14 protein-coding genes are annotated in these 20934 nt (G+C 70.2%); 8 read left to right on the top strand and 6 right to left on the bottom strand.

All coding sequences use genetic code 11. The annotated features are described in order from the left end of the window. Positions 1–239 precede the first annotated feature (239 nt). From MF672_RS08825 to MF672_RS08815, 3 genes are read left to right on the top strand one after another with little or no spacing between them, the layout of a single operon-like run. Positions 240–710: an ATP-binding protein gene (locus tag MF672_RS08825; RefSeq protein WP_242372389.1), complete on the top strand. Its 471-nt coding sequence runs from the start codon at positions 240–242 to the stop codon at positions 708–710. A 58-nt stretch (positions 711–768) separates the two neighbouring features. Beyond that, entirely contained in the window at positions 769–1668 is a 900-nt protein-coding gene (gene folP, locus MF672_RS08820; protein ID WP_242372391.1) for a dihydropteroate synthase, read from the top strand. A 10-nt stretch (positions 1669–1678) separates the two neighbouring features. Then, a complete protein-coding gene (locus MF672_RS08815) occupies positions 1679–2077 on the top strand; it encodes a DnaJ family domain-containing protein (RefSeq protein WP_242372394.1) in 399 nt (132 codons plus the stop codon). Between the two features lie 113 nt (positions 2078–2190). On the opposite strand, the gene MF672_RS51775 is transcribed toward MF672_RS08815, so the two are convergent. After that, on the bottom strand, positions 2191–4539 hold the full coding sequence (locus tag MF672_RS51775) for a glycoside hydrolase family 6 protein (protein ID WP_407654716.1): 2349 nt from the start codon (positions 4537–4539) through the stop codon (positions 2191–2193). Between the two features lie 321 nt (positions 4540–4860). Between MF672_RS51775 and MF672_RS08800 the strand changes: the two genes are divergently transcribed. Together MF672_RS08800 and MF672_RS08795 are read left to right on the top strand one after the other, a co-directional pair. After that, the gene (locus MF672_RS08800; protein WP_242372397.1) at positions 4861–7761 is read left to right on the top strand and encodes a glycoside hydrolase family 48 protein; all 2901 of its coding nucleotides are present in this window, start codon (positions 4861–4863) and stop codon (positions 7759–7761) included. Then, a complete protein-coding gene (locus MF672_RS08795) occupies positions 7704–10274 on the top strand; it encodes a glycoside hydrolase family 9 protein (RefSeq protein ID WP_407654762.1) in 2571 nt (856 codons plus the stop codon). Before MF672_RS08800 ends, MF672_RS08795 begins: the two co-directional genes overlap by 58 nt. 144 nt (positions 10275–10418) lie before the next feature. Here MF672_RS08795 and MF672_RS08790 read toward each other — a convergent pair whose 3' ends face one another. Together MF672_RS08790 and MF672_RS08785 are read right to left on the bottom strand one after the other, a co-directional pair. Continuing rightward, entirely contained in the window at positions 10419–10949 is a 531-nt protein-coding gene (locus tag MF672_RS08790) for a hypothetical protein (RefSeq protein WP_242372400.1), read from the bottom strand. Further along, positions 10946–12010 (bottom strand): lytic polysaccharide monooxygenase, encoded by a 1065-nt coding sequence (locus MF672_RS08785; RefSeq protein ID WP_242372403.1) that lies wholly within the window; start codon positions 12008–12010, stop codon positions 10946–10948. Before MF672_RS08785 ends, MF672_RS08790 begins: the two co-directional genes overlap by 4 nt. A gap of 262 nt (positions 12011–12272) precedes the next feature. Between MF672_RS08785 and MF672_RS08780 the strand changes: the two genes are divergently transcribed. Beyond that, on the top strand, positions 12273–13640 hold the full coding sequence (locus MF672_RS08780) for a GH12 family glycosyl hydrolase domain-containing protein (RefSeq protein WP_242372406.1): 1368 nt from the start codon (positions 12273–12275) through the stop codon (positions 13638–13640). A 92-nt stretch (positions 13641–13732) separates the two neighbouring features. Here the strand turns inward: MF672_RS08780 and MF672_RS08775 are convergent, their stop codons facing one another. The 3 genes from MF672_RS08775 to MF672_RS08765 all read right to left on the bottom strand — a co-directional run bounded on the left by MF672_RS08775 (position 13733) and on the right by MF672_RS08765 (position 18318). Further along, positions 13733–14998, bottom strand: coding sequence for a serine/threonine-protein kinase (locus MF672_RS08775; RefSeq protein ID WP_242372409.1), 1266 nt, complete (start codon positions 14996–14998; stop codon positions 13733–13735). Beyond that, positions 14985–15956: a LacI family DNA-binding transcriptional regulator gene (locus tag MF672_RS08770; RefSeq protein WP_242372411.1), complete on the bottom strand. Its 972-nt coding sequence runs from the start codon at positions 15954–15956 to the stop codon at positions 14985–14987. Before MF672_RS08770 ends, MF672_RS08775 begins: the two co-directional genes overlap by 14 nt. A gap of 226 nt (positions 15957–16182) precedes the next feature. Further along, positions 16183–18318 carry a transglycosylase domain-containing protein gene (locus MF672_RS08765; protein WP_242372414.1) on the bottom strand — a complete coding sequence of 712 codons (2136 nt, stop codon included), beginning with the start codon at positions 18316–18318 and terminating at the stop codon, positions 16183–16185. A 270-nt stretch (positions 18319–18588) separates the two neighbouring features. Between MF672_RS08765 and MF672_RS08760 the strand changes: the two genes are divergently transcribed. Both MF672_RS08760 and MF672_RS08755 read left to right on the top strand, forming a co-directional pair. After that, positions 18589–19797, top strand: a complete 1209-nt coding sequence (locus tag MF672_RS08760) for a hypothetical protein (protein ID WP_242372417.1) — start codon at positions 18589–18591, stop codon at positions 19795–19797. Further along, the gene (locus MF672_RS08755) at positions 19794–20828 is read left to right on the top strand and encodes a hypothetical protein (RefSeq protein WP_242372421.1); all 1035 of its coding nucleotides are present in this window, start codon (positions 19794–19796) and stop codon (positions 20826–20828) included. Before MF672_RS08760 ends, MF672_RS08755 begins: the two co-directional genes overlap by 4 nt. Positions 20829–20934: the final 106 nt, after the last annotated feature.

Here is a 20934-nt window from a genome sequence, read left to right as displayed (position 1 = left end):
GAATGCGGAGTGTAATTCCCCCGTCCGCGGGAAGAGGTGGGGGGTACGCGAGGTCCTGAGGCGCGGCCCGGGTGTCATTTCGACACGGGAGGAACGCCATGGACCCCTTTTCCCGAAGCGACTTCTCGCAGGTCCTTCGCCTCGACTATCCCGAACGGACGTCATCCGGCGGGGGCGGCGTGCCCTCGCCGTCCGCTGCTGCGCGTCGACGTGTCCAGGCCAGGTTGGAGGAGCCTGCCATGCGGACCCTATTGACCCAGCCCTTCACCCTCCACGACGTCACGAAACTCCGGCGCACGGTGGCCGAGCAGGCCGAGCAGTGCGGGCTGAGCGGCCCGCGCCTGGACGACTTCGTCCTCGCCGTGCACGAGAGCGTGGTCAACGCCGTGGAGCACGCGGGCGGTCACGGGTACTTCAAGCTCTACACGGTGGACGGGGTGATCCGTTCCGAGACCACCGACCGGGGAGCGGGCATCCCCGACGACTACGTGGACGGCGCGCACCGGCCGTCCGACATGAGCTACACCGGCCGGGGGATCTACCTGATCCGCCGCCTGTGCGACGGGGTGGACTTCCGCACCGGGCCGCTCGGCACGACGGTCCGCATCACCATGCGCCTGCCGCACTCCGCCGGGCACGGCACGCGGGGGCGCATGAGACGCATCCGGGTCGCGGCCGACGGCCACCCGCCCGGGCACTTCTCGGCGTGAGGCGAGGCGCTCCGGCCCTGGCGTCCCGGCCCGCGTAGGGCCAGGTAGGCTCGCAAGAGTGAGCCGCGAGCAGCCTTCCCCCGCGATCATCGCCCCGGTCCGGCGCCTCGGCCGGCGGACGTTCGACTTCGCGCGCCAGGTCGCGGTCATGGCCATCGTCAACCGCACCCCCAACTCCTTCCACGACCAGGGCCGCACGTACGCGCTGGACAGCGCCGTCGCGGCGGCCAGGCGGGCGGTCGCCGACGGGGCCGACTGGGTCGACATCGGCGGGTTCGCCTTCAGCGCCGCGCAGGAGCAGATCGGCGTCGCTGAGGAGATCGACCGGGTGGCCCCCGTGATCGCCGAGGTCCGGGCCGTCACCGACGCGGTCATCTCGGTCGACACCCACCGCCCCGAGGTGGCGCGGGCCGCCGTCGAGGCGGGCGCGGACGTCATCAACGACACCAACGGGCTGCGCGAGCCGGGCCTCGCCGAGGTCGCCGCCGCGACCGGGGTGAGCGTCGTGGTCACCCACAGCCTGGGCGGCCCCGGCCGGCGCGTCTTCCGGCCCAGCTACGACGACGTGGTCGCCGAGGTGGCGGGGTTCCTGCGGGAGCGGGTGGCGTACGCGCTGGAGGCCGGCATCGCCCCCGACAGGATCATCATCGACCCCGGCCACGACCTCAACAAGAACACCTACCACTCGCTCGAGCTGACCCGCCGGCTGGAGGAGATCACCGCGATCGGCTACCCGACGCTGGTGGCGCTGTCGAACAAGGACTTCATCGGCGAGACGATCGACCGGCCGCAGGGGGAGCGCACCGAGGGCACGATCGCCGCGAACGTCGTCGCCGTCCTCAAGGGGGCCAGGATCCTGCGGGTGCACGACGTGCCCGCGACCGTCGCCTCCGTCCGCATGACCGAGGCCGTCCTGGGCTGGCGCGAGCCTGTCGCGCCGAGCCACAACCTGGCGTGAGGGGGCGCACGTGACCGACCGCAAGCCGATCGGCATGCCGTTCGAGAGCTGGATCGACCGGCAGATCCGCGAGGCCGAGGAGCGCGGGGAGTTCGACGACCTGCCGGGGTCAGGCAAGCCGCTGCCCGGCCTGGACAGACCGCAGGACGACCTGTGGTGGATCAAGCAGAAGGTGGCGAGCGAAGGGCTGGAGATGCCGCTGCCGCCCACGCTGGCGCTGCGCAAGGACGCCGAGGCGGCGCTGGCCGAGGCGCGCGGGGCGCGCACCGAGGCCGAGGTGCGGCGGGTCCTGGAGGAGATCAACGAGCGGATCCGGCAGGCCATCAGGACCGGGCTGTCCGGGCCGCCGCTCAACCTGATGCCGTTCGACGTCGACCGAATCGTTTCCGAGTGGCGCAAGGAGCAGTGAGCCTGGGCGGGCGAGAAGGGGCCCGCGCGGGTGCGCGAGCCCCTTCCCGAGCCGAGGGACCCGGGTCAGGCGGGCCCCTCGAGCCGGTCGCCGTCAGGTGACGGGCGGGTCCGTCAGCTGACGGGCGGGTAGGCGTTGGCCAGGAGCTGGCGGAACTGGGCGGAGAACCACTGGCCGGACAGCGGCGCGCCGGCCAGCGCCCCGCTCATGTTGTGCTTGTTGAGGTCGTTGCCGGTGTAGGTCGGGTCGCACATCCGGTCGAACTTCTTGCCCTCGTCGTTCGGGATGTCCGTGCTGGCGCCGTCGGACTCGCCCGGCGGCTTGATCCACACGTAGGCGTCGAGGCCGGTGGCCGGGTTGGCGGTCGGCCGCGCGCCGAGGCCCGCGCCGCTCTGGTTGCACCAGTTGCCGGCGTGGATGCGCCGGTCCACCCGCGAGCCGTCGACGAACTGGTTGACGTCGTTCGAGGTGCTCGGCCCGGACGGGCGGGCGCTGCCGCCCCAGCCGTTGCGCGAGGTGTCGATCAGCATGCCGAGCCCCGAGCGGAAGCCCTTGCTGATCAGCGCGCTGCGCAGGGCCTGGGCGAAGGTCAGCTCGTCCACGTAGTAGTTCCAGTCCACCCAGTTGGACTGGCGGACCGTGGTGCCGTTCACCGTGGTGTTGATGGTGAAGTACGGCTCGGTCGTGGCCGAGTAGTTGGCGGTGTTGACGATGAAGCCGTCCACGCTGTCGACGCCGGCGGTGGTGCCGGAGACGACGTCGTAGAAGAGGTTCACCGAGGGCTGGAAGTTCGAGTCCCAGCCGAGCCACGCGTGGTGGGCGGCGTCGATGTAGGTGTAGACGTTGGAGATGGCGTGGAGCTGGTTGAGCGCGTACCGGACGCCGTCGCGGTAGCCGCCGGTGCCGTTGGCCTCGCGGCACTTCTCGAAGCTGTTGATGTTGGTGACGAGGTTCGGCAGCGAGTCGGGCTCGATGATCGTGACGATGCGCAGGTTCGCGTAGGCCGAGTCGCGGAGGATCGCGGAGATCGCGTCGATGTACTCGGTCTTGTAGCGGTTGAAGCCGTCCTGCGAGATCAGCAGCTCACCGTTGGAGGCGAGGGCCGAGCAGTCGCGGTTCGGCAGGTCGTAGATGACGAGCTGGATGGTCAGCGGCGAGGAGCCGTTGGCGGCGTCCTGCCGGACGGCCTCGTCGAGGTGGGCGCGCAGGCCCATGGCCCCGCCGGCGCCGGCGATGGCGGCGATGCGGTCCAGCCACACGGCGGTCGAGGTGTTGGCGACCGCCGAGCCGCCGGGCTCGGCCGCGGCCTTGGCGCTCCAGTTCGGGTTCACGTAGCCGGTGGCGCCGGCGTACGGGTTGTCGACGTGGGTCGGGGTGGGACCGCCGTCGTCGTCGGCCTCGGTCGCGGTGACCGTGCGGGAGGTCAGACCGGTGGCGGCGACCGTGATGGTCCGGCTGCCGTTGGTCGTGTCGGTGTCCTGCGCGGCGGCCAGGGTGACCGTCTGCGGGGTGTTCCAGTTCGCCGAGGTGAACGTGAGGCTGGCGCCGGAGGAGACGGTGATGCTGGTGTCGCCGGAGCCGGCCGTCGAGGTGACGGTCACGTTCGAGGAGGGCTGGGCGGCCAGCCGCGCCGTGTAGGTGGCGGTGCCGCCTTCCGGCACGGTCACCGACGTCGGCGTGACGACGATCGACTGCTCCTGGACCGCGTCGTCGTCGACCTCGGTGGCGTTCACGGTGGCGCCGGTGACGCCGTTGCCGCTGACGCTGAAGGAGGCCGTGCCCGCGGTCGTGTCACTGTCCTGGGCCGCGGCCAGGGTGACGGTCTGCGCGGTGTTCCAGTTGGACGGCGTGAAGGTCAGCGAGGAGCCCGAGCTCACGGTCAGGTCGGTGTCGCCGCTGGTGCGGGCGGTGGTGACGGTGACGTTGGAGCTGGGGGCGGACGACAGCTTGGCGGTGAACGTGGCCGTCGAGCCCTCGTTCACGGCGACCGAGCTGGCCGACAGCACCACGGAGGGCGTGGTCTGGGTGCCGCCGCAGGTGGTGCCGTTCACGCTGAACGAGGTCGGGTTGGGGTTGCTGCCCGTCCAGGTGCCGTTGAAGCCGACGGAGACCGACGCCCCGGTGGCCACGCTGCCGTTGTACGGCATGTTGGTGCCGGTCACCCGGGTGCCGCTCTGGCTCCAGTTGGCGCCCCAGCCGCTGGGGGTGTACTTCTGCCCGGTCGTCGGGTAGTCGAAGGCCAGCGACCACGACGAGAGCGGGTCACCGGTGTTCTTCAGCGTGATGTTCGCGGTGAAACCGCCCTGGCCGGGGCTGCTCGTCCACGAGTTGGCAGTGTAGGTCACGTCGCAGGCGACCGCGGCGTTCGCGGCGGTGCCCTGCCCCACGACAAGCCCCAAGGCCGCGGTACTCGCGGCGGTCATCGTCACGGCCCATTTGCGGAGGCCGCGTTGGAGTCTCACGAGCGATCATCTCCAGTGCTGCTAGTTGGCTGGGAGCGCTCCCATGGTGAGCCGCCGCCGGAGCGGTGTACAGGGCCCGCCTCGCGCGCCACCGCCCGCCGCCCCGCATGCTCAGTGAATGCCCTCTGACGACGATGAAACTTTCATCTAGGGCAGCCAGGTGAGAGGAAACAGAGGGGTTACCCGGAGGCCATTTCGTTGACATACAGCGGCGCACACCCACAATCCCGAATTGGGAGCGCTCCCACATTCCTACTCCCTGGAGATCCCGTGAAATTCAGACCTCCTTCCCTTCTGTCGCGCTTATCGCGGCGGCTCGCCGTGGCCACGACGCTCGTCCTCGTGGCCGGCGCGACCTCGGCCGTGGCGGCCGCCCCCGCCCAGGCCGCGGTCGCGTGCGACGTGACGTACGCCGCCAACCAGTGGACCAGCAGCCCCGGCCAGGGTGGCTTCACCGCCAACATCACGCTGAAGAACACCGGCGACCCCATCACCTCCTGGAACCTCGCCTTCGACTTCCCGACCACCGGCCAGAAGTACACGCCGAGCGGCTGGGGCGCGAACTGGAGCCAGAGCGGCACCCGGGTCACCGCCACCAACATGCCCTGGAACGGCAGCCTGGCCACCGGCGCCTCCACCAACATCGGCTTCAACGGCACCTGGAGCGGCAGCAACCCGAACCCGACGTCGTTCAGCGTGAACGGCGTCACCTGCGGCGGCACCGGCAACCCGCAGCCGCCCACGGTCTCGCTGACCTCGCCCACCGCCGGCCAGACCTTCACCGCCCCCGCCACCGTGCCGATCGCCGCCAACGCCGCCGACGCCGACGGCACGGTCTCCAAGGTCGACTTCTACCAGGGCAGCACGCTGCTCGGCACCGACACCTCCTCGCCGTACAGCTACAACTGGACGAACGTGGCGGCCGGCAGCTACTCGATCACCGCCCGCGCCACCGACAACAGCGGCGCGACCACGACCTCCTCGCCGGTCGGCATCACGGTCTCGCCCCCCACCGGCCCGGCCCTGGTGGTCAGCCCGACCACGCTGTCGGTGCCCGAGGGCGGCACCGCGACCTTCGGCGTCAAGCTGTCGCAGGCGCCCTCCGCCAACGTGACCGTCAGCGTGGCCCGCGCCAGCGGCGACGCCGACCTCACGGTCTCCGGCGGGGCGAGCCTGACCTTCACCACGTCCAACTGGAACACCGCGCAGAACGTCACGCTCGCCGCGGCCCAGGACTCCGACACGACCAGCGGCTCGGCCGTGATCCGGGTCAGCGCCACCGGCTACACGCCCGTGGACGTGACGGTCAGCGAGGCCGACGACGACGTGGGCGGCGACAACGAGTACGTCAAGCGCTTCGTCGAGATGTACAACGAGATCCACGACCCGGCCAACGGCTACTTCTCGCCCGACGGCGTGCCGTACCACTCGGTCGAGACGTTCATGGTCGAGGCTCCGGACCACGGGCACGAGACCACGTCCGAGGCCTACAGCTACTACCTGTGGCTGGAGGCGGCCTACGGCCAGGTGACCGGTGACTGGTCGAAGTTCAACACGGCGTGGGCGTCGATGGAGAAGTACATCATCCCCTCGGCCGCCGACCAGCCGACGAACTCCTTCTACAACGCCTCGAAGCCGGCCACGTACGCGGCCGAGTACAACTCGATCAGCAACTACCCGACGCAGATCGACTCCAGCGTGTCCGTCGGCACCGACCCGCTGGCGAGCGAGCTGCAGAGCGCGTACGGCACCCGCGACATCTACGGCATGCACTGGCTGCTCGACGTCGACAACACCTACGGCTTCGGTCACTGCGGCGACGGCACCACCAAGAACGCCTACATCAACACCTACCAGCGCGGCCCGGAGGAGTCGGTCTTCGAGACGATCCCGCAGCCGTCCTGCGACACCTTCAAGCACGGCGGCCCGAACGGCTACCTGGACCTGTTCATCAAGGACAGCTCCTACGCCAAGCAGTGGAAGTACACCAACGCCCCTGACGCCGACGCCCGCGCCGTGCAGGCCGCGTACTGGGCGCTGACCTGGGCCAAGGCGCAGAACAAGGCGTCGGACGTGTCCGCCAGCGTGGCCAAGGCCGCCAAGATGGGCGACTACCTGCGCTACGCGATGTACGACAAGTACTTCAAGAAGCCGGGCTGCACGAGCACGTCGTGCGCGGCCGGCACCGGCAAGGACGCCTCGGCGTACCTGCTGTCGTGGTACTACGCCTGGGGCGGCGCGACCGACACCAGCGCGGGCTGGGCGTGGCGCATCGGCTCCAGCCACAACCACTCCGGCTACCAGAACCCGTTCGCGGCCTGGGCGCTGTCCAACGTGGCCGAGCTCAAGCCCAAGAGCGCGACCGGCGCCACCGACTGGAGCACCAGCCTCACCCGGCAGCTCCAGTTCTACAAGTGGCTCCAGTCCGACGAGGGCGCGATCGCCGGCGGCGCGACCAACAGCTGGGAGGGCCACTACGCCGCCCCGCCGAGCGGCCTGCCGAAGTTCTTCGGCATGACCTACGACTGGCAGCCCGTCTACCACGACCCGCCGTCGAACCAGTGGTTCGGCTTCCAGGCGTGGACGATGGAGCGGGTCGCCGAGCTGTACAACCAGACCGGCAACACCGACGCCAAGGCCATCCTCGACAAGTGGGTCACCTGGGCGCTGGCCAACACCACGATCAACGCCGACGGCACCTACCAGATGCCGTCGACGCTGCGGTGGACCGGCCAGCCGGCCGGTGACTTCAGCTCGTCGAGCGGCATGCCGGCGGCCAACCCCGGCCTGCACGTGACGATCGCCGACTACACCACGGACGTCGGCGTGGCCGGCGCGTACGCCAAGGTGCTCATGTACTACGCGGCCCGCGCCAACCACACCGAGGCCAAGAACACCGCGAAGGCGCTGCTCGACGGCGTCTGGAAGAACCGGGACGCCAAGGGCGTGTCGGTGCCGGAGACCAAGACGGACTACAACCGGATCGACGACCCGGTGTACGTGCCGTCCGGCTGGAGCGGCAAGATGCCGAACGGCGACACCATCAACTCCAGCTCGACCTTCATCTCCATCCGCTCGTTCTACAAGAACGACCCGGACTGGCCGAAGGTGAACGCCTTCCTCCAGGGCACCGGCCCGGCTCCGGTCTTCAACTACCACCGGTTCTGGGCGCAGGTGGACGTCGCCGTCGCCCTGGCCGAGTACGGGCGGCTCTTCCCGTGATCCGTGTGCGAAAAGCAGCGCTCGTCGCTGCGGCGTCGCTGGTCCTGCCCCTGGTGACAGGGGTGGGGCCGGCGGCCCACGCCGCTCCCGCCTTCAACTACGGCGAGGCCCTGCAGAAGTCCCTGTGGTTCTACGAGGCCCAGCAGTCGGGCGACCTGCCCGCCTGGAACCGCGTCTCCTGGCGCGGCGACTCGGGCATGAACGACGGCAAGGACGTCGGCGTGGACCTCACCGGCGGCTGGTACGACGCGGGCGACCACGTCAAGTTCGGTCTCCCGATGGCCTACTCCGCCACCATGCTGGCCTGGGGCGCGGTCGAGTACCGCGACGCCTACAGCTCCTCCGGCCAGCTCACCCACCTGCTGAACAACCTCAAGTTCGTCAACGACTACTTCATCAAGGCCCACCCGAGCGCGAACGTGCTGTACGGGCAGGTCGGCAACGGCGGCACCGACCACGCCTGGTGGGGGCCGGCCGAGGCGATGCAGATGACGCGGCCGGCGTACAAGATCGACGCCTCCTGCGGCGGGTCGGACCTGGCGGGCGAGACGGCGGCGGCGATGGCCGCCTCCTCGATCGTCTTCCGGCCGACGAACGCGGCCTACGCCGACACGCTGCTGACGCACGCCAAGCAGCTCTACTCCTTCGCCGACACGGTGAGGAAGAAGTACAGCGACTGCATCACCGACGCGCAGGGCTACTACAACTCCTGGAGCGGCTACAACGACGAGCTGGTGTGGGGCGCGCTCTGGCTCTACCGGGCCACGAACGACGCCTCCTACCTGGCCAAGGCCGAGGCCGGCTACGACAACCTGGGCACCGAGCCGCAGACCACGACGAAGTCGTACAAGTGGACGCTGGCCTGGGACGACAAGTCGTACGGCGCGTACGTGCTGCTGTACAAGCTCACCGGCAAGCAGCGCTACCTGGACGACGCGAACCGCTGGCTCGACTGGTGGACGGTCGGCGTCAACGGGTCGAAGGTGAAGTACTCGCCGGGCGGGCAGGCCGTGCTCGACCGCTGGGGCTCGCTGCGGTACGCGGCCAACACCGCGTTCGCGGCGCTGGTGCACAGCGACACGATCACCGACGCGACGCTGAAGGCCCGCTACCACGACTTCGCGGTCCGGCAGATCAACTACGCGCTGGGTGACAACCCGCGCAACTCATCGTACATGATCGGCTTCGGCGCCAACCCGCCGAAGAACCCGCACCACCGCACGGCGCACGGCTCGTGGACCGACCAGATCACCAACCCCGAGCAGACCCGCCACACCCTGTACGGCGCGCTCGTCGGCGGCCCGCCCGACCCGAACGACGCCTACACCGACAAACGCGACGACTACGTGATGAACGAGGTCGCCACCGACTACAACGCCGCCTTCACCGGCGCGCTGGCCCGGCTCTACAAGGAGTACGGCGGCGCCCCGGCGGCGAACTTCCCGGTGGCGGAGACCCCGGACGGCCCGGAGATCTTCGTGGAGGCGGGCGTGAACGCCTCCGGCACGAACTTCACCGAGATCAAGGCCATCGTCCGCAACCAGTCGGCCTGGCCCGCCCGGGTGCTGTCCGACGGCTCGTTCCGCTACTACTTCACGCTCGACGGCTCGACGACCGCCTCGCAGATCAGCGTGTCGTCGGCCTACACGCAGTGCAAGGCCCCGACGCTCGGCTCGGCCGGCGGCGGCGTGTACTACGTGAACATCGACTGCTCCGGGCAGGTCATCGCGCCCGCCGGGCAGTCGCAGCACCGCAGGGAGGTGCAGTTCAGGATCACCAGCGCGGGCACGTGGGACCCGGCGAACGACTGGTCGTACCGGAACATCCCCACCACGCCCGGCGCGACGCCGGTGCGCACCTCGAACATCACCCTCTACAGCGGCGCCACCAAGATCTGGGGTGAGCCCCCGGGTCCGGAGGAAGAGGACGACACCCCGCCCAGCAAGCCGGGCAAGCCCGCGGTATCCGGGATCACGGGCTCCACCGCCAGGCTGACCTGGACGGCCTCCACGGACGACGTGGGCGTGGCGGGGTACGACGTCTACCTGGGGTCCACCAAGGCGGGCTCGTCCCCGTCGGCCTCCTTCGACCTGAGCGGGCTCACCCCGGCCACGTCCTACTCGGTCACCGTCGTGGCCAGGGACGCGGCCGGCAACGCCTCGGCGGCCTCGGACGCCACGACGTTCACCACCACGAACGAGACCACGCCGCCGCCGGGCGGCTGCCAGGCCACGTTCAAGGTGACGAACTCGTGGGGCGGCGGCTTCCAGGGCGAGGTGACCGTGAAGAACACGAGCACCTCGGCCATCACCGGCTGGACCACGGCCTGGACCTCACAGAGCGCCATCACCCAGCTCTGGGGCGGCAAGCTCACCCAGTCCGGCTCGGCCGTCACGGTGAAGAACGAGACCTACAACGGCGCACTGGCGGCGGGCGCGAGCACGACGTTCGGCTTCCTCGCCAACGGCACGGCGGCCGTGCCGGATCCGGTCACCTGCACCCCAGCCCAATGATCCGGGGGCCTGAACACCCGGGCCGCCGGCTGCGTATGAGGAGGTGAGGCCACAACTTCATATCCCTGCCCGATGAACACCATCCCCGCCCGGATGGGACGGACGCGGCCGGCACCTCCAGCCGGCCGCGTCCGTCATGTCCGCTCACTTCGCGCGCTGGACGGCCTCGGCGAAGCGCTCGCGCGCGACGTCGATGAACGACTCGTCCTCGAACTCCTCGTGGAGCGCCTGCGCGTGATAGCGCTCGGGGATCAGCCGGCGCACCCGGTCCTGGTAGCCGGGCCCCGGCTCGGGCACCCGCACCTGCGGCGGGATGCTGATCTTGACGGCGATCGGGCCGGAGGCGCGCACCGACTGCGCCCAGTCCGTGCCCTCTCCGGTGACCGCGCACAGGTGGCGGGCGTAGACCCAGGTGACCTCGACCAGCGATCTGGCGTTCGCCGGCTCGGTGCCGAACGGCTCCACCGCGCAGATGACCGCCGAGTCGACGGTGCTGTGGCCGTGGGCGTGGTGCTCGGCCGGCGAGGACTCCTCCAGGATCTTGGTGACCTGGGCGGAGAGCTCCCGGTCGAGCTGCGAGGACGGCTGCCTGGCGGCGAAATACATCACCCCGGCCAGGGTCAGGCTGGCCAGGGTGACGATCGCCGCGACGAGCCCGCGACGAGACTTGATCACGGGCTGGTGCAGGTCAGGGTGGGGGCGGGGCTCGGGATGGAGCCGGTGGCGTTGAAGCCGAACGTCGTGCTGGCGTTCGGCGCGAGCTGGCCGTTGTAGCTGGCGTTCTTGACCTTCACGTTCGGCGGCTGACCGCTCAGCACGCCGTTCCACGGCGAGCCGTCGAAGCCCTGGCCGCCGCTGTAGGTCCAGGACACCGTCCAGCCGTTGATGCTGGAGGTGCTGGTGTTCTTCACCGTCACCTCACCCTGGAAGTGGCCGGCCCAGCCGGTGTCGGTGGCCTTCCACGTCGCGGTGCAGGCGCCGTTCGGGGTCGGCGTGGACGTCACCGTCGGGGTGACCGACGGGTCGGGCGTGCTGCCGCCCGGGCCGACGCCGGTGACGTTGCCGTTGCCGCCGTCGAAGACGACGTCGGAGCAGCTGTAGAAGTTCTCGCTGCTGTCCGAGCGGATCCAGTGCGTGTAGATGATGTGCCGGCCGGTCTTGCCGGACGGGAGCTGGGCGTTCCAGTAGTAGTAGTTGAGCGCGCCGGCCGGGCCGGTGTCCGGCGGGTTGGTGACGCTGCCGAACGGCTCCAGGTCGGACCACTTGAGCGGCCCGTTCGGGTTCCAGCCGTTCTTGGTGATGTAGTAGTTGAAGGATCCGGGGTGCTTGGCCCAGTTGCTGTGCCGCATCTGGATCGTCGCGCCCGCGGTCAGGTGGGTCACCGGCCAGTCGGAGCGGACGGCGTTGTAGGCGGTGAAGTCGTACGGGCCGCCGGTGCCGCCGCTGCAGAGCTGGCCGTCGTTGATGAATCCGGTGGTGCGGCCGGCGCCGTCGGAGCGCAGCACCGCGAACCAGTTGTAGAGGGGCGTCGTGCCGCTCTGCGCGACGGCCGCGGCGCACGCGGGGTTGTAGGAGATGATCTGGCCGTTCTCCCGCAGGCCGTCCTGCCAGCACAGGAACGTGCGGCTGCCCGGCATCATCATCACGCCGTGCGCCTGGGCGGCGTTCGGCGCGATCAGGATGGTGGTGATCAGGACCATGACGGCGGCGATCGCCGTCCTCTTCGCTAACTTCATCTGGGCATTCCCTTGCGCTGACGACAGAGGAAACCGCCCCATGACCCAGCCCGCCCGGCCAGCGCGATTGAACCACGTGCCGGGGCTTTTCGACAAAGGCTCGTGAAACTTTCAACCGATCATGGTCATGGTTCTCCAGGTGGCCGCCCCGCCGCTGCTGAAAGCAGGCGAACGGCCTTGCCGTACGCGGTGCGGCCGGGAAAGCCTGCATCTGGGAGCGCTCCCAAGTACCCTGTTCTCCAAGAAGCGGGAGCAACATGTCATGAGGTACGCGCACATCCATCTGCTCATCGGGGCGTTACTGGCGACCTGCCTGTTCGCCACGCCCGCGCAGGCCGCCCCGGTGCTGTGCGACAAGTACGCCTCCACCACCGTCCAGAACGGCCGCTACGTCGTCATCAACAACGTCTGGGGCGCCGACACCGCGCAGTGCATCGACGTCAACCAGAACGGCGGCTTCACCATCACCCAGGCCGCGCACAACAAGGCCACCAACGGCGCCCCGGCCGCCTACCCCGCGATCTACGCCGGCTGCCACTACGCCAACTGCAGCACCGGCAGCAACCTGCCGATGCAGGCCAGCTCGTCGGCGTTCAGCTCGCTGCGCACCAGCGTGAGCATGACCTACCCGGGCAGCGGGGTGTGGGACGCCGCCTACGACATCTGGTTCGACCCCACACCGCGCACCGACGGCCAGAACACCGGCGCCGAGATCATGGTCTGGCTCAACCGCCAGGGCTCGATCCAGCCGGTCGGCTCCCAGGTCGGCACCGTCAACCTGGCCGGCGGCACCTGGCAGGTCTGGTACGGCAACATCGGCTGGAACGTCATCTCGTACGTGCGCACCTCGGCGACCTCGTCGATCGACTTCACGATCAACACGTTCCTGTCGGACGCGATCAGCCGCGGCTACGCCCAGCGCTCCTGGTACCTGACCAGCGTCCAGGCCGGCTTCGAGCCCTGGGTCGGCGGCGCCGGCCTCGCGGTCAACTCCTTCTCCTTCGGCTCGGGCGGCAACACCGGCGACACCAGCCCGCCCAGCACGCCCGGCACGCCGTCCGCGTCCGGCACCACCTCCACCAGCACCACCCTCAGCTGGGGCGCCTCCAGCGACAACGTGGGCGTGACCGGCTACGACGTGCTGCGCGCCACCGGCGACTCCTTCTCGGTCGTCGGCACCACCGGCGGGCGGTCCTACACCGACAGCGGCCTGACGCCGTCCACCACCTACCGCTACCGGGTGCGGGCCAGGGACGCCGCAGGCAACGTCTCACCGGAGTCGGGGGCCGTCACCGTGACCACCCTGTCCGGCGGCGGCACCGGCGGCGGCTGCACGGCCGTCGCCACCACGCAGACCCAGTGGAACAACGGCTACGTCATCCAGCCCGTGACGGTGACCAACACCGGCTCGGCGACCAAGAACGGCTGGACCGTGACCTTCACGCTCCCGGCCGGGCACACGATCACCGGCTCCTGGAACGCGACCCTCAGCGTCAGCGGCTCCACGGTCACGGCGCGCAACAGCGGCAGCAACGGCACGCTGGCGCCGAACGCCTCGACCAGCTTCGGCTTCCAGGCCAGCCGGCCGGACGGCAACACGCAGGTGCCGAGCGGCTACACCTGCGCGTGAGACCCGCGCGGGCGTGCTTTTGCGAGGGGCACGGGCCGCGCGCAAGGGAGGGGTACGGCTGGTGCTGCCGTACCCCTCCATCAACACGCGGGTCAGTCGCGCTTGAGCGCCTGCTCGATGTCGTCGAGCCGGGCCTGCAGCTCGCTCAGGCAGGCCGGCGCCAGCCGGCCCTCCCGCAACCGGTCGGAGAGCTTGCGCCGCAGATTCTCCGTCGTCGACCCGTACGGCCCCCGCGGCAGCACGGTGGTGTGCAGCACCTGCTTGAGGTCGAGCACCACGTCGGCGTCGGTCGCGCCGCACGGGGTGCGGGCCTCCAGCACGCTCTGGAACTCGGTGACCGCCTGCTCGACCGTGACGGCCGAGGCCGGTGAGCTCTCCAGGTAGCGGGCCGTGGCGCTGACCGTGGGCACGGAGCTCACGACCGGCCCCCCGGAGATCACCCTCTCCTGCTGCCGGACGCCGGTCTGCTGGAACCACAGCAGCGCCGACAGCGCCACCGCGGCCGACCCCACGACCGTCACCCCCCGCCGGACGTGCCGCCCGAAGGAGGCCGTGCCCAGCACGGAGGTCAACTCGGCGACGATCTCCGCCGCCGTCGGCCGCTCCTCCGGCCGGTGCGCCAGGCAGCGCTGGCACAGCGTGGCGACGGCGTGCGGCACCCCGGGGACCCGCGGCGGGGGCTCGGTGCGGCGGGCCGCCTCGATCTCCTCCCACGTGGTCTCCGGGTACGGCGTGCGCCCGGTCAGCATGGTGTGCAGCAGCACGCCGAGGGCGTAGACGTCCACCGCGGGGTGGGTGGGGGCGCCGAGCAGCCGTTCGGGGGCGACGTAGGGCGGGGTGCCCCGGTCGTCCTCGGGGTCGCCGGCCCACGCCGCGATGCCGAAGTCGAGCAGCTTCGGCCCGTCGTCGGTGAGCAGCACGTTCTCGGCCGTGACGTCGCGGTGCACCAGGCCACGCGCGTGCCCGGCCATGAGCACCCGGGCCAGGCGCAGCGCGATGGCCGCGGCGTCGGTCCACGGCAGCGGCCCCTGCTCGATGCGCTCGCCCAGGGGCGTGCCGTCGAGCAGCGGCATCACCACGTAGGCCGCGAGGGAGCCGTGCGGGGTGACGGTCTCCCCGTAGTCGTAGATCTCGATCGTGTCGGGGTGCAGGAACCGGGCGGCGGCGCGGGCCTCGCTGCGGACGCTCACCCGCTCTCCCTGGTCGGTGTGCAGGGAGGCGGTGAGCACCTTGACGGCGATCATCCGGTGCAGCGACTGGTCGAAGGCCCGCCAGATGACCGACATGCCGCCTCTGGCCAGCGGATCCAGCAGCAGATACCGCCGGGCCAGAACGTCCCCTGGCTCAAGCCGACTCACGGACGACCAGTTCCGTGGGCAGGACGGGGTCGACTCCCGCGGCTCCGGTCAGGAGCAGCCGGGTCGCCACCGTGGCCAGTTCCTCGACGGGCTGGCGGATGGTGGTCAGCGCGGGGACGGTGTGCTTGGCGACCGGCGCGTCGTCGAACCCGATCACCGCGACGTCGGCCGGCACCTTGCGCCCGGCCCGCCGCAGCGCCTGGATCGCGCCCGCCGCCATCAGGTCGGAGGCCACGAAGACCGCGTCCAGCCCTGGGGCGTGACGTAACAACCATTGCATGGCGTGGGTGCCCGAGGCGGCGGTGAAGTCGCCGTAGGCCACCGGCACGTCGGGCGCGCCGGCCGCATGGAGCGTGCGCACCAGCCCTTCCAGCCGGTCGCGGGCGGCGGGCAGGGACGGGGGGCCGCCGATCGCGGCGACGTTGCGGCGGCCGGTGAGGAGGAAGTGCTCGGCCGCCTGCCGTCCGCCGTCGAGGTTGTCGACGTCCGCGTACGGCAGCTTGAGGTCGTGGGGCGGCCGGCCGATGTTGCGGACCGGGACGCCCGAGGTGGACAGCTTGATCGCCAAGGGGTGGCGCTCGCGCGCGCCGATGATGAGCACCGCGCCGGACAGCGCGGGGAGGGTCGAGGAGGTGGGGGTGACGGTGGTCACCATCAGGTGGGTGCCGTGCTCGGCGATCACGGCGCCCGCGGCGGACAGGAGCCTGGCGTAGTAGGGCTCGGAGAACAGTCGGGGAAGGTGGTCACAGATCACGGCCGTGACACCGTCGGCCGTGGTCTTGGCGGCCGCGCCTCTGGGGGCCCGGTGGCGGACGTAACCCATGCGGGAGACCGCGTCGTAGACTTGGCGGCGGGTCGAGGTACTGACCCGCACCGAGCCCGTGAGGACTCTCGATGCGGTCGCCGGGGAAACCCCCGCAGCGGCCGCCACCTGTGCCAGTGTGGGCTGCTCGGTCATGGAGCACCTCGCGGAAAGATCCTGGGAGCGCTCCCACGTTACCAATGTTTCGCCGCTGTTAATAGGGCCTTTGCTGAGAGTGCGTCCCATTGTGCGGACGCACTCCGAATTTGCTGAGCTAGTGGCGCTGGTAACCCTCAGAGGTTTTTGTGCAGAGTGATGATCACCGCCATATTTCCGTGTCCGTTTTGTCGTATCCGACCTAATTGAAAAGACCACTTATCGATCAGTTGTCCCCGCCGCCGAAGTGCACGTCGAAGCCGTCGTCGTTGCCCGGGTCGGGCTGCGCGGGCTGCCGGGGCTGCGGCTGGCAGCCCGAGCCGCAGCCGCCGAACCGGGAGGTGTTGACCGGCGTGAAGTCCGTCGGCGGGACGTCCTTCAGCGCGGCGATCATGGTGTCCTTCCAGATCGGGCCGGGGATCGAGGCGCCGAAGACCGAGCCGTAGTAGCGGCCGCCGATCGTGATGTTGTTCAGCTTGTGGGTGACCGCGCCGCGCGGGTCGCCGATGCTGACCGCCCCCGCGAGGTCCGGGGTGAACCCGGCGAACCACGCGGTGGCCTGCGAGTCGGTGGTGCCGGTCTTGCCCGCCGCCGGGCGGCCGATGCCGCCGACGCCCTTCATCGTGCCCTTGGTGAAGACGCCCGACAGGATGTTCGCCGCCGCGTCGGTCACCTCGGGGTCGATGGCCTGCTTGCACTTGGGCTTGTAGTTCGTGACCTTGCCGTTGCGGTCCTTGATCGAGGTGATCGCCATCGGCGGGCAGTACTTGCCGCGCGCCCCGATCGCCGCGTAGGCGGTGGCCACGGTCACCGGGTCCATCTCGTTGATGCCCAGCGTGAAGGTGGAGAACTCCTGCAGCTTCTGCCCGTCGGAGCGCTTGATGCCGAGGTCCTTGGCGGTCTTGACCACCTCGCACAGCCCGACCTTCTGCTCCAGCATCATGAAGAAGGTGTTGACCGAGCCCCACGTGCCGGTGGCCAGCGACTTGAAGCCGCCGCCGCCCTCGTCGTTGGTGACGGTGTGCGTGGGGTCGGCGATGTTCTCGCCCTTGCAGTTCTTGAACGAGGAGTAGTAGGGGGCGCGGTAGCCGCTGCCCACCGTGAACCCGTCGTTGATCTTCATGCCCTGCTTGAGCGCGGTCAGCAGCGTGAAGGTCTTGAACGTCGAGCCGGCCTGGAAGCCGACGCCGCCGCCGTGCACCGCGTCGGCCACGACGTTGTACGACATCTCCTTCTTGCGCTTGCTGGTGCCGTACGCGCGGCTGGCCGCCATCGCCTTGATCTGGCCCGTGCCCGGCTGCACCAGGGCCTCGGAGGCCACCGGGTTGTCGGAGGCGAAGACGTGCTTCTTGATCGCCTTCTCGGCCGCGGCCTGCATCTTCGGGTCGATCGTGGTCTTGATCGTCAGGCCGCCGCGGTTGAGGAACTGCTCACGGGCCTTGGCCGTCTTGCCGAACTCCGGGTTGCTGAGGATCTCGTTGCGGACGTACACGCAGAAGTACGGGTACTCGCTGGCCCCGCAGCCGCCCGGGATGTCGGAGCCCTTGTAGCCGAGCTTGTGGGACTTGGCCTCCTCGGCCTCCTGCGGCGTGATCTTCTTCAGCTCCGCCATCCGGTTGAGCACCACGTTGCGGCGGTCGAGCAGCGCGGCGCGGTGCTTCTTGCCGAGGTTGGGGTCCGTCGCGTTGGGGTCCTGGACCGCGCCGGCCAGGGTGGCCGCCTGCCAGAGGTTGAGCTCGGAGGCGCTGACGCCGAAGAAGCGCTGGGCCGCCGCCTCCACGCCGTACGCGCTGGCGCCGAAGTAGGCGATGTTGAGGTACTTCTCCAGGATCTGGTCCTTGGTGTACTTCTCCTCCACGGCCATCGCGTAACGCAGCTCCTTGAGCTTGCGGGCGTAGCTGGCCTCCAGCGCGGCGTTCTTCTCCTTCTCGGTGGTCGCCGAGTTGAGCAGCACCTGCTTGACGTACTGCTGGGTGATGGACGAGCCGCCCTGCGCGATGCCGCCGGAGGCGAGGTTCTTGGCCAGGGCGCGGACGGTGCCCTCGATGTCGATGGCGCCGTGCTCGTAGAAGCGGTAGTCCTCGATGGAGATGATCGCGTTCTTCATCACGTCGGCCACCTGGTCCAGGCTGACCGTCGTGCGGTACTGCTCGTAGAAGTAGGCGATCTCGTTGCCCTTGGCGTCGAGCACGGTGGTCTGCTCGGCCAGCGGGGGCTCCTTGAGCTCCTCGGGCTTGATCCCCAGATCCTCCGACGCGCCGACGAACATGGCTCCCGTGCCGCCGACCGCCGGCAGCGCGATGGCCGCCGCCACCACGCCGGCCGCGGCTGCCGCGCCGATGAGGCGCGCGATACTCGACATGCGGGAACCCATGCGGAAATTCCTCCCCCTCGTGGCAATAGGGTGCATCCTAAACCCGGCCATGGCGTGCTCCATGTAAAAGCTTGGACCCCGATGGGCGCCGGTTGGTTCGCACCCGGCGCCCGTGACTTCCGGCACAGCGTCCGGTGTGGCACGGTTCCTTCTGGTTCCCGTCAGACGTCGGCAAAACGTCGTCGCGGCGTCAGAGCGGACGTACGGCACTCTGGCAGCCTCTACCAGGGCATATCTATCCAGCCCGTTGGAGGTCTCATGCGTCGTGTCGGGGATGGCGGGCATTTCGATCGGCTGCTCCGCGCCGCCCGTACCTACTGGGGAGAGAGCCCCAGTGGCGAGCGCTGCGTCGTGGCGGAGGTGTTCGACCAGGACATCAGAGCCGTGGTGCGGACGCTCATGGTGGCCAAGGCCGTGTGCGGCGCCGCCGCCGCCCGCCTGGTGGTGCTGGGCGATCCGGAGTCGAGGCAGCTCGCCGAGGTGTTCGGGGCGGCGGCCGACCTGCAGCCGGAGACGCCGCCGGTCGCGCTGGTGACCGGGCGGGTGGACCGCGGCGTGCCCCGGGACATCCCGGTCGTGCACGTGCACGGCACCGGCACGCTGCAGGCGTACGCGCTGTTCCCGGAGGAGGGCTCGGCCTCCTTCGAGGAGGAGCTGCCCGGCCGCGTGGCGGCCTTCTTCGAGCAGTACGTCTGGCCGCACCGCGAGGTCATCAGGCCGAGCGCCGAGCGGGTGGCCTGGCAGGCCAAGAGCGGCTACCAGGTGCGCACCGACACCGAGCGCCGCCAGCTCCGCAACTACGGCTGCGCCCGCCTCGGGCTCGACCCCGGCCTGCCCACGATCGCCGTGACCGGCCACGTGCCCGGCAGGGACACCGAGCTGTTCGAGCTCACGGCGCAGTTCGCGGCCTCCGACGAGTCGGCGAACTGGCTGTTCTTCGACCCGATCGCGCCCAGCCACCCGCGGATGAAGTCCGGCCTCGCCGGGCTGTCGACCAACATCCTGTGGAGCCTCACCGACGTCGCCGTCACCTTCGAGGACAGCGACCTGCCCGCCTTCGGCATCCCGGTCATCCAGGCCGGCTGGTCGGAGGGCGCCTGCTGCGGCGCCACCCACCTGTCGCAGACCGCCGCCGACCACCAGCGGCTGCTGGAGGAGGCCGTCGCCACGCACGCCAAGGGCGACACCATCCTCGGCCCCGAGCAGCGCGAGCGCGCCCGCCTGTGGTTGTGGATGCGCCGGTGCGGCGCCGACGTGCCCACCCAGCTCCTGCCGCACTGGGCGCACGGCGCCGACTACCCGCGCGTGCTGGCAGTCAACCTCCGCTACGTCGAGCGCGACGGCGACCCCCTCTTCAGCGCGGTGCACCGCATGTGGGAGCGGCGTGAACCCCTGCTCACCCGCTTCGACTTCCGTTACCCGGCAGGGCTGTCCACCACACTCACCCCCGCGAGGAGCGCCCGATGATCAGCGTAGGCTCCGCCACCGACCTCGACCAGGTGATCCTGCCCGCGATCCCGCCGACCCACCTGCTCAGCGGTCAGATCGCCGCCCTGCAGATCACCGACCGGCTGCACCGCGGCTCGCAGATCGTCGGCAGGTTCGAGACCTCGGGGCTGGCCGGCTTCAAGATCGCCGCGCAGGGCCGTCCGCTGCGGGTGCGCATGTCGCTGTCGGTGGACGAGCACTCGATCAGCGGCTGGCACACCGGCGCGACCGACCCGGTCAGCACGCTGCCCCGGCTGATCCAGATCCGCTCCCAGGGGCTGCTGCGCCAGTGCGTGCTGCTGCGCGGGCGCCGCTCGCACGCCCAGGTCGCCTTCGACCTCGCCGCCGAGGAGATCCCCGACGACGGGCTGATCTGCGTCGAGGCGCTGGACATCATGGAGGGCGACGGCGTCGGCCCCGAGGCGCGCGAGATCCTGGCCGGCCGGGTCATCCCGGACGGCGTGGCGGGCGTGCGCATCGACAAGATCGTCTTCGAGGAGCCGCCGGCCGTCGACTTCGACCCCGACCAGCTCGACGGCTGCCGCTGCGAGCTCTACTCGCTGATCAGCGCCGGCGGCCTGGTCAACCTCAACCGGCAGGGCCCCCGGCAGCTCCGCTCCGGCATGTTCCTGGTCAACCCGGTGCTGCGGAACACGTTCGGCTCCAGCGGCTACATCACCTTCCGGCTCAGCACCAAGGCCGAGCCGGCCGCCGTCATCCCGGCGACCTGGCGGCGGATGAACAGCGAGTGGCGCTGGCTGCGGCACGCCACGAAGAAGCTCATGCGCGCCGCCGCCCCGGACGTCGAGCAGGTCCTCAGCATCCGCGACGGCGACATCGGCGTGCCGGAGCAGCGGCCCCAGGGCAACCTGACCGAGCTGGAGGTGCCGAGCCCGGCCCGCTCGCCGCTGCTCGTGCTCCTCGCGCCCGACCAGGGCGTCGTGCCGACCCTGGAGTACGCCACCGTCAGCGACCGGTCGTACGGGATGGAGCTGTCCCCGTACGAGTAGGGGGACCACCTTTCCCGCGGGTCACGGGAGTGCCCGCCCTTCACGGGGCGGGCGCCTGCCCGCCCCGCCATACCCGGAAAAATGGCGATCACCTGTGATAACGCCG

Source organism: Actinomadura luzonensis, assembly GCF_022664455.2.
Classification (GTDB): Bacteria; Actinomycetota; Actinomycetes; order Streptosporangiales; family Streptosporangiaceae; genus Nonomuraea; species Nonomuraea luzonensis.
This window is presented reverse-complemented; position numbering and strand designations above follow the sequence as displayed.

Excerpts from the sequence above, each read along its gene's own strand:
- MF672_RS08825 (WP_242372389.1), top strand. The coding sequence starts at position 240 with ATGCGGACCCTATTGACCCAGCCCTTCACCCTCCACGACGTCACGAAA.
- MF672_RS08785 (WP_242372403.1), bottom strand. The coding sequence starts at position 12,010 with ATGAAGTTAGCGAAGAGGACGGCGATCGCCGCCGTCATGGTCCTGATC.
- MF672_RS08780 (WP_242372406.1), top strand. The coding sequence starts at position 12,273 with ATGAGGTACGCGCACATCCATCTGCTCATCGGGGCGTTACTGGCGACC.
- MF672_RS08770 (WP_242372411.1), bottom strand. The coding sequence starts at position 15,956 with ATGACCGAGCAGCCCACACTGGCACAGGTGGCGGCCGCTGCGGGGGTT.
- MF672_RS08765 (WP_242372414.1), bottom strand. The coding sequence starts at position 18,318 with ATGTCGAGTATCGCGCGCCTCATCGGCGCGGCAGCCGCGGCCGGCGTG.
- MF672_RS08760 (WP_242372417.1), top strand. The coding sequence starts at position 18,589 with ATGCGTCGTGTCGGGGATGGCGGGCATTTCGATCGGCTGCTCCGCGCC.
- MF672_RS08755 (WP_242372421.1), top strand. The coding sequence starts at position 19,794 with ATGATCAGCGTAGGCTCCGCCACCGACCTCGACCAGGTGATCCTGCCC.